Source organism: Haemophilus sp. CCUG 66565 (assembly GCF_001679495.1).
Lineage (GTDB): Bacteria > Pseudomonadota > Gammaproteobacteria > Enterobacterales > Pasteurellaceae > Haemophilus > Haemophilus haemolyticus_K.
The window spans coordinates 46,673-57,405 of sequence record NZ_LZOX01000018.1 but is presented as its reverse complement, the minus strand read 5'-3'; the positions used below and the strand labels follow the sequence as shown (position 1 = coordinate 57,405).

The following is a 10,733-nucleotide window of genomic DNA, read 5'->3' as shown; positions in this document are numbered from 1 at the left end:
ATAGATTGGCGGAAGGTCATGGGAGTCGAACCCACCCGGGAACGCTGGCGTCCCCAACAGGATTTGAAGTCCTGCCACCTCACCGGAGATGACGACCTTCCGTGGTTGAAATTGAGGTTACTTTAGCGTAAATTAATCGGTAATTCAACGTTATTTTAAACGGATTCAAAAATGACCGCACTTTTTCAACAACTTCCTTCCGTTGACAAAATTCTCAAAACACCTCAAGGATTACAACTCATTACCGAATTTGGTCACACAGCAGTCGTGGCAACATGTCGAGAATTATTAACGCAAGCTCGTCAATTTATTCAAAAAAATAATCAACTACCTGAATATTTTTCTAATTTTGACCGCACTTTTGTAGAAATTCATTCTCGCCTACAAAAACAAAACCAAGTACAAATCAATGCGGTGCATAATCTAACTGGTACGGTGTTGCACACAAATCTTGGGCGGGCACTTTGGTCTGAAGCAGCACAACAGGCAGCCCTTTCTGCGATGCAAAAAAATGTTTCGCTTGAATATGATTTAGATGAAGGTAAGCGTAGTCATCGCGATAATTACATCAGTGAATTATTATGCAAACTCACTGGCGCTGAAGCAGCCTGTATAGTGAATAACAACGCCGCTGCGGTATTGTTAATGCTGGCAACCTTTGCTCAAGGTAAAGAAGTAATTATTTCTCGTGGCGAATTAATTGAAATTGGCGGCGCATTTCGTATTCCAGATATTATGGAACAAGCTGGATGCCATTTAGTGGAAGTGGGCACCACTAATCGTACTAACCTGAAAGATTATCGTAATGCTATCACTGAAAATACGGCTTTTTTAATGAAAGTGCATAGCAGCAATTATCAAATTTGTGGTTTTACCTCTTCAGTTTCAGAAGAAGAGCTTACGGAACTAGGCCGAGAAATAAATGTGCCTGTTGTAACTGATTTAGGCAGCGGGGCATTAGTTGATTTAAGCCAATATGGCTTACCAAAAGAACCAACCGTGCAAGAAAAAGTCGCACAAGGTGTGGATTTGGTCTCTTTCTCTGGCGATAAATTGCTTGGTGGTGTGCAAGCTGGCATTATTGTGGGTAAAAAAGAATGGATCGAACAATTACAAGCCCATCCTATCAAGCGTGTATTACGTTGCGATAAAGTCATTTTAGCAGGCTTAGAAGCCACATTACGTTTATATTTAAATCCTGAAAAATTAACTGAAAAATTACCAACTCTGCGCTTACTCACGCAGCCATTAGAACAACTCAAAATAAATGCTACGCGTCTCAAAGAGCGGTTAGAATCTCGCTTAAATTCACAATTTGAGCTTCAAATTGAAGCTAGCCAAGCACAAATCGGTAGCGGATCACAACCTATGGAAAGAATCCCTTCCATGGCTATTACTATCGCAGAAAAAACAAACGCAAAACTTTCCGCACTTTCAAATCGTTTTAAACAACTTTCTCAACCTATTATTGGGCGAATGGAAAACGGAAAAATTTGGCTAGATTTACGTAGCCTTTCGGATATTGAAACATTATTAAATACATTGGATGAACTATGATTATTGTTACTTCAGGTCACGTTGATCACGGCAAAACAGCATTATTAAAAGCATTAACTGGCACAAGTACCGCACATTTACCAGAAGAAAAAAAACGCGGAATGACCATTGATTTGGGGTATGCCTATCTGCCTTTAGAAAACAAAGTGCTTGGCTTTATTGATGTGCCAGGGCACGAAAAATTCTTATCAAATATGCTAGCTGGTTTAGGTGGTGTACATTATGCAATGTTAATTGTCGCTGCGGATGAAGGCGTTGCAGCGCAAACAAAAGAACATTTAGCGATATTACGCCAGCTTCAATTCCACGAAATTATTGTTGTCATCACAAAAGCAGATCGTACAAATTCAGCGCAAATTGAATCGTTAATCCAAACTATTAAACAAGATTACAGTTTTTTACGCGATACTAACTACTTCGTTACCTCAGCAGAAACAGGACAAGGCATCAGTGAATTACGTCATTACTTAGCTAATCTACCTGAATTATCTGATACCCAGAAACCTTTCCGTTACGCAATAGACCGAGTATTCAGCGTAAAAGGGGCGGGTACTGTCGTGACAGGCACAGCCTTTTCAGGAACAGTGAAAATCAACGATGAACTTTACCTTTCCACAGGACAGAAAGTTCGTGTAAAAGCGATTCACGCACAAAATACATCAAGCGAACAAGGTATTGCGGGGCAACGTTTAGCGTTAAATTTAAATGCTGATTTAGACCGCACGCCAATGAAACGAGGCGATTGGTTATTGCAGGATGATCCTCTTCCACCAACAGATCGCATCAGTGTACAAATTTTGGCTGAAATACCATTAAATGAAAGCCAACCTGTGCATATTTATCACGGCGCGAGTCGCACTACGGGTAAGCTCACCTTATTACAAGGAAAAAATGCCTCTAAAAATGACCGCACTTTGGCTGAAATCATATTAGATTCACCATTATTTTTGGCTTTCGGAGACAAACTTATTTTACGCAGTGGTGATGCTAAATCGTTAATTGCAGGTGCGCGCGTATTAGAAATTGATTCACCCAAACGACATAAACGAACAGAGGGTCGATTAAGCTTCTTGGCAAATTTAGCGCTTGCTGAAAATGCAGCACAACGAATTGCATTCATCCTTCAACATAATGCAATATCAGCTCGTAAACTGATGTGGATAGAACAACTCACAAATAAACAACTAGATAATGCACTTACCGAACGTAGCGCTGTTCGCTATCAAGATTGGTGCTTTAATACAGACTACAAAAAAGAAAAAATACAACTAATTTTAACCGCACTTAATACCTACCATGAACAGCATAATGATCAACTTGGTGTAAGCAAAGCTCGTCTCTACCGAATGGCCGCCTTAAACCAGCCTGAAAACTTGATCAATCATTTTATTGATGAAATGTTAGAAGATGGAAGATTACAGCAAACTCGAGGTTGGCTTCACTTACCCGAACATAAAATCCAATTTAGCCAAGAAGAACAAAAATATTGGGCAAGTGTACTCGATGAATTTGAAAAAGCTCAAGGACAAGCAATTTGGGTGCGTGATATGGCAAATGCCTTGGCTATGGATGAATCCCAAATGCGTAACTTTATGTATAAAGCAGGCAAACTAGGGTATCTCACACCCATCGTAAAAGATAGATTTTTCTTAACTGAAAACATTTATACCTATGCTCGCCTTATTAAGCAAATCGCAGAAAAAGAAGGGAAAGCATCAGTAAATGAAATTCGAGATCGATTAAATTTTGGGCGAAAACTGACGGTTCAACTCATGGAATATTTTGATCGTACTGGTTTCTTACGTCGCAAAGGAAACGATCATATCCTGCGCGATAAAAATGTTTTTGATTTATAAGGAAACATTTTACTGATATATAACTAACTTCAATGAAGTAAATAACCAAGTGAAGAGCTCGAACAATACAAAGTGTAATTGCTCCCATACAACATGCGTAAAAATATTTTATCAGTTCTTCACTGACGTAAATCAAATGTACGATGCGTTATTGAATAAATCTGGCGCAACTGGTGTATTCACCGACTTCCCTGACACTGGCGTTGAGTTTTTGAAAAAACAAAAATAATACGTAAATAAAACTAATAAAAAGAGCGGTCAAAATTCGTTGTGATTTTTGGCCGTTTTTTTGCAGTATGCATTAATAGTTTTTAATAAATTATATTTTTATAAATAAACAAGTCAAAAAATAGCTCAGTATATAGTTGTATTAATGATATCTCACCTAATTTGAAATCCTATGCAAGGTCTAATAGATTTTGTTCTATATCTGTAGATAGATTAAATCCAGTATAATTCTCATAGGACTCTTTCATTGATTCCATAATTTTTATAAAACAATCAATCACATCAGGGAACAATATTTCAGAAACATTAAAATTACTGTTATCATGAGCAATATTATTTCTAATTTTACTGCAATACATTAACAAAAAAGTATGAGCATCCAATGTTGTCACCTGCTCTACTCCTGCATCAAAAGAAAAAGATGAAAAGGGGATTTTTATTTCCTTCAGAAAATCTTTATTCCCCAGTATTTGATCAAACAACATATCATAGTAATTAGTTAACTTGCTTTCATGTAAAAATTCAAAATGCACATATCTAGTAAGCTCAGCTTTAGATAATGGTTCTTTCAACCCATTAAAATATCTAGAAAAAGCTTTTTTACTCTTTGTCTCATTAGGATTAAAAATATGATCAATCTCTCTTTCTTTATCTAGTATATATGCTCTTGCGAACCCCTCATTAAGCTCTATATATTTTATATTTCCTCTTATTTTCTCTTCAACATAATGTTCAATTACCTTCTTCAAAAAAGACTCAAATGAAGTGAAAATAGAAAGATATAAGGAGTTTTCAAGCAATCTTCTTGCTACACCATCTTCAATTTTAGGCAAAACATTATCATATATACCCATATAACTATTATATTTTTCTTTTATTTCATTAAGCATAAAATCACCCTAAGATAATTCTAGATATTTCTTTACCCCACTCGTATCTTTTTTCTACATTTTTTGTATTATTTGTTGCTTTTGTAAATAAATCATCACTATGCTCATTTAAAAATCTATTAAATGAATCAAATATCTCTTGTTTTTTCTCTTCTACAATAACCTTATCAAATCTTGAAAGAGTAATTAATTGAACCTCAGCAATAGTTTTATTTATACTAGTAGATCCTGCCTTGTTTATTCTTTTAAAAGCATTACTTCCAAATACAATATCAACTTTTTCCATTGCATCAAGTATAAAATACTCTAATCTATCCGCTTCAAAAATATCATTTCTATATTCTTTCAAATAATCTAAGACACTAGAATTCAATCTACCGTTATAGTTTTTTTGCTCCTTCCCGTCCATTAACTCCTTATTTTTTATATCTACTTTTTTTAAGGTCCATAAATCTTTATCAATAAAACATTCCATTGCCATAACCCTTAATATAATTTCATGATACCCAAATCTTTTTTTCAATACAGGTCTTCTTTCAAAAACCTTATCAATTAAATCATTATTTGCAACCTCATTAACTTTATTAATTAATCGCCCTCTATACATTACATTTAATAACTCTTGATTATTCAATTTAATTGAGCCTCGATTAATTCTTGAGAAAATATCATATTTAATATCTTCTGATGAATCTTTTTTTATAATAACTACAGGGATAGAAACATTATTAAATTTTCTTTTTTTATCCCCCAAATCATCATAGGTTGTCTTATTTAGATTCTTTAATGTATCTAATCCAGACAACCTTAAAGGTTGTAATTCTTTAAGGTGCTCAGGTAAACTAGTCCGCTCATCTAAACTAGAACTCATAAAAGCAAATATTGTTGTTAATCTTTGCTGACCGTCAATTACATCAAATGTATCATCATTGTTTTCAGACAAAAATACCGTTGGAATTGGAATAGACAAAAGCAATGATTCAATAAATCTTGACATCGTCCCTTTATCCCAAATGAACCCCCTTTGGAAGTCTGGTTGTAAATTTACTTCCCTTTCTTTAATCATTCTAAACAAATCTGACATTGACTTATCTGATTTATCTATATAAAGCTTTCGACTATTCAAGTCATCTGTACTTAATTGCTCATCTTGAGCTTCATCTTCAACATCTATACTTGTATCATCTATAAGACGTAACATATCTTCTTGATTATAATTCAACATATTTATTCCCCTGTTTTATATAGAATATATTTAGTCAATTAAGCCATATCCACACACCTAAAGCAACTGCTATTTTCTTAAAAATCGTTATGTTAGAATAATCTCAAATTAATCCCTCTCATCATAAATTATTTATTATAAGAATAAACAATATTCTTATATTAAAAGGCTTGCCATTTATCCCAGCAAGCCTTTTAAAATAACGCAATTAAGCAAATTGTTTTTTATTATTTAAATAGCGTTTTGCACATTCTGCTGCAGCAACTAAGCCGCCTGCCATCATAATAATATCTTTAATCACGAGTCGTCCAGCGCCTGAGAGATATGGGAATCCATAATTAGGTGTTGGGAAGTCCCCGCCTAAATTAGGCACCCAGGTTTCTGGCGTAAATATCAGGAACGACAGCGTGACTATCGACATGCCAAAGGTGAGTAAGCCTCCAAATAGCCCGAGTGTTGGAGACCAAATCCCCGCTAATACTAAAATACCAATGGTCACGATCATCGCGCCAATAATATAAGAAGCTGTATAGGTGCCATTAGCTTTATGCCATTCAATATTTTTTGCGACCATTTTGCCTTCAGGGTTTTTATATAGGGTATATTCTTTTACTAAAACACCCTTATCATTTTCTACCATGTTTGCTCCATTTTTGTAAAGGAAGCTTAAGAAAGGGCTATTTGACACAAAATGTGCGATACCATCTGCCTCATATTGGCAAACTTTTAAGCCACCAATCCAAACCATCACTACACAAATAGCAATGCGGATAAAGTTAATAAATTGACGTTGCAATGGTGCAACAATATTAGCTAGCAATGTAACTAAACTACTCATTAAGAACTCCTCATATAGTTCAATTGATATTACGGACAAAATATCCAAGAATTGTTCAGTATAAAAAAGAGATACTGACTCGCCCAGTATCTCTTATTCTGTATTAATTTTCTGTGAGCAATTTCACATTATTTAAAATTCACTCTCGCATTTCTAAAAATTCTCATCCACGCACCATCTTCAGACCAATCTTCTGGATACCATGAGTTGCTCACAGCACGGAATACACGTTCTGGGTGTGGCATCATCGCAGCAATACGACCGTCCACGTTAGAAATGGCAGTAATCCCTAATGGCGAACCATTCGGGTTGGCTGGATAGGTTTCAGTCACGTTTAAATGGCTATCGATATATTGTGCCACAATTAAGTTTTGCGCTTGAAGTGCGGTCAAATTTTCCAGTGTTTTGAATTCTACACGGCCTTCACCATGAGAAACCGCAATCGGCATATGAGAACCTGCCATGCCTTTAAACCACAATGAGTTGGTGTCATTGATTTTCACCATCGCAGCACGGGCTTCAAAACGTTCTGATTTATTGCGCACGAAACGTGGCCAATTTTCTGCACCAGGGATGATTTCCGCAAGGGCGGAGATAAATTGACAGCCGTTACATACACCTAATGAAAGCGTGTTTTCATTGGCGAAGAATTGGCTGAATTGATCGCGTAATTGTGGGTTAAATAAAATGGATTTTGCCCAGCCACCGCCAGCGCCTAATACGTCACCGTAAGAGAAGCCACCACAGGCCACCATCGCGTTGAAATCGTTTAAGTTATAACGGCCTGTCATTAAATCACTCATGTGAACATCAATCGCCGCAAAGCCAGCGCGGTCAAACGCTGCCGCCATTTCAACATGGCTGTTTACGCCTTGTTCACGCAATACGGCTACTTTCGGTTTCACGCCTTTGCTGATGTACGGCGCAGCAATATCTTCATTTACATCATAGGTTAAGTAAGCCGATAAACCTTTGTTGTCTGTCGTTTTTTTCGCTTCAAATTCTTGGTCAGCACATTCTGGGTTATCGCGTAAGCGTTGCATTTGATGGGTCAATTCTGCCCAAATGCCACGCAATTCAGAGCGTTTTTCATCCAAAATTTCCCTTCCGAATTGATGGATCACAATGCGATCATCGTTGCTAACCTTGCCGATGTCGTAGGTAATTCCCTCTAATCCATGTGTTTTCAACACCGTATAAATAGCGTCAAGTTCCGCCTCTAATACCTGAATCACCGCGCCTAATTCTTCGTTAAATAAAATGGCTAACTCGGAAATTTCTTGCGCATAGTGTTCCGCACCGAGCTCAAGCGCCCATCCTTTTCCGATATCGAATAACGGAGAAATATCCACATCCACGCCACAGTTACCCGCAAACGCCATTTCTGCAAGCGTGGTAATTAAACCACCGTCTGAACGGTCGTGGTAAGCCAATAATTTACGCTCTGCCACCAATACTTGCATTGCATCGAAGAAATTTTTCAGTTTGGCTACGTTCACCACATCGGCTGGTTTGTCACCTAATTGTTTATACACTTGCGCAAGTGCGGTCGCGCCTAAGCGATTTTTTCTTTCGCCTAAATCAATCAACAATAAACGACTTGCACCTTTGTCTGTGCGCAATTGAGGTGTGACAGTTTTACGAACATCTTCCACGCGCGCAAAAGATGAAATCACTAAAGAAAGCGGTGCAGTGACGGATTTTTTCTCGCCATTTTCTTCCCAAGTGGTTTTCATCGACATAGAGTCTTTACCCACTGGAATAGTGATACCTAATGCAGGGCAAAGTTCTTCACCGACTGCTTTCACCGCTTCATATAAGCCAGCGTCTTCACCACCATGACCCGCTGCAGACATCCAGTTTGCAGAAAGTTTGATACGTTTAATATCGCCAATGTTAGTGCCCGCAATGTTAGTGATAGATTCAGCCACCGCTAAACGTGCAGAAGCACCAAAGTCTAATAACGCTACAGGTGCTCGTTCACCCATAGCCATGGCTTCACCGTGATAGCTGTCTAATGATGCAGTTGTGACCGCCACATCAGACACCGGAATTTGCCATGGGCCAACCATTTGATCGCGCGCCACCATACCGGTTACCGAACGGTCACCAATGGTAATTAAGAAAGTTTTTTCTGCCACCACCGGTAAACGCAATACGCGATGGAAGGCTTCTTTTAATTGAATATTTTCCGTTGCAAGCGGTCGGTTTTCGACAGTTTTTGACGAAACCTCACGGGTCATTTTCGGGGTTTTGCCTAATAACACATTCATTGGTAAATCAATTGGGTTATTGTCGAAATGACTATCGTGCAAGGTTAAATGTTTCTCTTCCGTTGCCTCACCAATGACCGCAAACGGCGCGCGCTCACGTTCACAAAGTGCGGTAAATAATTCGAGTTTTTCTGGCGCAACGGCTAAGACATAACGTTCTTGCGATTCGTTACACCAAATTTCCAATGGTGACATGCCTTTTTCATCGCAAAGGATTGAGCGTAAATCAAATTTACCGCCACGTTCACCATCGTGCACCAATTCAGGCATCGCGTTGGATAAACCACCCGCGCCCACGTCGTGAATAAAGAGAATTGGGTTTTCATCACCTAATTGCCAGCAGCGATCAATCACCTCTTGGCAGCGGCGTTCCATTTCTGGGTTTTCACGTTGAACAGAGGCAAAATCTAAATCTTCTTTTGATTTCCCGCTGTCCATAGAAGAAGCTGCGCCACCGCCTAAGCCGATGTTCATGGCTGGGCCGCCTAATACGATCAATTTTGCCCCGACTGGAATTTTGCCTTTTTGAACGTGTTCGCCACGAATATTACCAATACCGCCCGCTAACATAATCGGCTTGTGATAACCACGCACTTCTTCGCCATTGAAGCTGTTGACTTTCTCTTCATAGGTACGGAAATAGCCTAATAACGCAGGACGACCAAACTCATTGTTAAATGCGGCGCCGCCTAATGGACCTTCAATCATAATATCTAAGGCTGAAGCAATACGGTTTGGTTTGGAAAGTGGATTTTCCCAAGGCTGTTCAAAGTTTGGAATGACGAGGTTTGATACGGAGAAACCGGTTAAACCTGCTTTTGGTTTGGCACCACGACCCGTTGCACCTTCATCACGAATCTCACCGCCTGAACCTGTTGCCGCCCCTGGGAATGGCGAAATCGCCGTTGGGTGGTTGTGGGTTTCCACTTTCATTAAGATATGTGTATCTTCATTGTGATAGCGGTATTGCCCATCTTGATCCGCAAAGAAACGGCCGACTTTTGAGCCTTCCATTACCGCAGCATTATCTTTATAAGCTGAAAGCACGAAATCAGGGGTTTTCTCAAAGGTATTTTTAATCATCTTAAACAGGGATTTATCCTGTTTTTTGCCATCAATAATCCAATCCGCATTAAAGATTTTATGACGGCAGTGCTCAGAGTTGGCCTGCGCGAACATATAAAGTTCAATATCGTGCGGATTGCGCCCTAATTGGGTGAAATTTTCCACCAAATAATCAATTTCATCTTCTGCCAGTGCCAAACCTAATTCTACATTGGCTGTCACTAACGCTTCGCGTCCACCTTTTAAAATATCCACCGTTTTAAACGGTTTCGGATCTTGATAACGGAATAAAATCTCTGCATCTTCTGGACGACGCACTACGGTTTCCATCATTCGGTCATGTAAAAGTGCGGTCAATTTTTCTGTTGTTTTTTCATCAAGCGGTTGGCTTAACTCAAAATAATACGCCAAACTACGCTCAATACGCTCCACTTCAATTAAACCACAGTTATGTGCAATATCCGTCGCTTTAGAAGACCAAGAAGAAATCGTACCAACGCGTGGAATCACGATGAAGGTTTCGCCTTTTGCATCGTGTTCTGCCAAGGTTGGGCCGTAATGTAACAATGCTTTTAATTTTGCTTCCTGCTCGCTAACAAGCGGTCGATTTAATTCCACAAAATGCAAATATTCTGCATAAACCGATTTCACCGGTAATTGATTTTGTTGGAATTTTTGCATTAAGCCTTGAATACGGAATTCAGAAAGGGCGGGTGAGCCACGAAAAGTTTGAAACATAAGGGGGTCCTTTATGCGGATAGGAATGAAAATTGAGTGGTATTATAAAGGATATTTTGACAA

General features: G+C 38.6%; 6 protein-coding genes, 1 tRNA gene and 1 pseudogene. 3 read left to right on the top strand and 5 right to left on the bottom strand.

The window, feature by feature from the left end; genetic code table 11:
- Positions 1 to 6 precede the first annotated feature (6 nt).
- Positions 7 to 101 (bottom strand) — tRNA-Sec (locus A9501_RS09285).
- 70 nt (positions 102 to 171) lie between these two features.
- Between A9501_RS09285 and selA the strand changes: the two genes are divergently transcribed.
- The 3 genes and pseudogenes from selA to A9501_RS09860 form a co-directional block, all read left to right on the top strand.
- Positions 172 to 1,557 (top strand): L-seryl-tRNA(Sec) selenium transferase, encoded by a 1,386-nt coding sequence (selA, locus tag A9501_RS09280; RefSeq protein WP_065265672.1) that lies wholly within the window; start codon positions 172 to 174, stop codon positions 1,555 to 1,557.
- Positions 1,554 to 3,413, top strand: a complete 1,860-nt coding sequence (selB, locus tag A9501_RS09275) for a selenocysteine-specific translation elongation factor (protein WP_065265671.1) — start codon at positions 1,554 to 1,556, stop codon at positions 3,411 to 3,413. Before selA ends, selB begins: the two co-directional genes overlap by 4 nt.
- 51 nt (positions 3,414 to 3,464) lie before the next feature.
- A pseudogene (locus A9501_RS09860) lies at positions 3,465 to 3,642 on the top strand (glycerophosphodiester phosphodiesterase); the annotation flags it as partial.
- Positions 3,643 to 3,811: 169 nt separating this feature from the next.
- Here A9501_RS09860 and A9501_RS09270 read toward each other — a convergent pair.
- The 4 genes from A9501_RS09270 to purL form a co-directional block, all read right to left on the bottom strand.
- A complete protein-coding gene (locus A9501_RS09270) occupies positions 3,812 to 4,531 on the bottom strand; it encodes a HEPN domain-containing protein (RefSeq protein ID WP_065265670.1) in 720 nt (239 codons plus the stop codon).
- Between the two features lie 4 nt (positions 4,532 to 4,535).
- Positions 4,536 to 5,756, bottom strand: coding sequence for a GmrSD restriction endonuclease domain-containing protein (locus A9501_RS09265; protein ID WP_065265669.1), 1,221 nt, complete (start codon positions 5,754 to 5,756; stop codon positions 4,536 to 4,538).
- A gap of 208 nt (positions 5,757 to 5,964) precedes the next feature.
- Positions 5,965 to 6,594, bottom strand: a complete 630-nt coding sequence (locus A9501_RS09260; RefSeq protein ID WP_046939632.1) for a YkgB family protein — start codon at positions 6,592 to 6,594, stop codon at positions 5,965 to 5,967.
- Positions 6,595 to 6,722: 128 nt separating this feature from the next.
- Positions 6,723 to 10,670, bottom strand: a complete 3,948-nt coding sequence (purL, locus tag A9501_RS09255; protein WP_065265668.1) for a phosphoribosylformylglycinamidine synthase — start codon at positions 10,668 to 10,670, stop codon at positions 6,723 to 6,725.
- Positions 10,671 to 10,733 lie beyond the last annotated feature (63 nt).

What these genes read in the sequence shown, in the direction of transcription:
- selA (WP_065265672.1), top strand. Translation starts at nt 172, where the DNA reads ATGACCGCACTTTTTCAACAACTTCCTTCCGTTGACAAAATTCTCAAA.
- A9501_RS09270 (WP_065265670.1), bottom strand. Translation starts at nt 4,531, where the DNA reads ATGCTTAATGAAATAAAAGAAAAATATAATAGTTATATGGGTATATAT.
- selB (WP_065265671.1), top strand. Translation starts at nt 1,554, where the DNA reads ATGATTATTGTTACTTCAGGTCACGTTGATCACGGCAAAACAGCATTA.
- purL (WP_065265668.1), bottom strand. Translation starts at nt 10,670, where the DNA reads ATGTTTCAAACTTTTCGTGGCTCACCCGCCCTTTCTGAATTCCGTATT.
- A9501_RS09265 (WP_065265669.1), bottom strand. Translation starts at nt 5,756, where the DNA reads ATGTTGAATTATAATCAAGAAGATATGTTACGTCTTATAGATGATACA.
- A9501_RS09260 (WP_046939632.1), bottom strand. Translation starts at nt 6,594, where the DNA reads ATGAGTAGTTTAGTTACATTGCTAGCTAATATTGTTGCACCATTGCAA.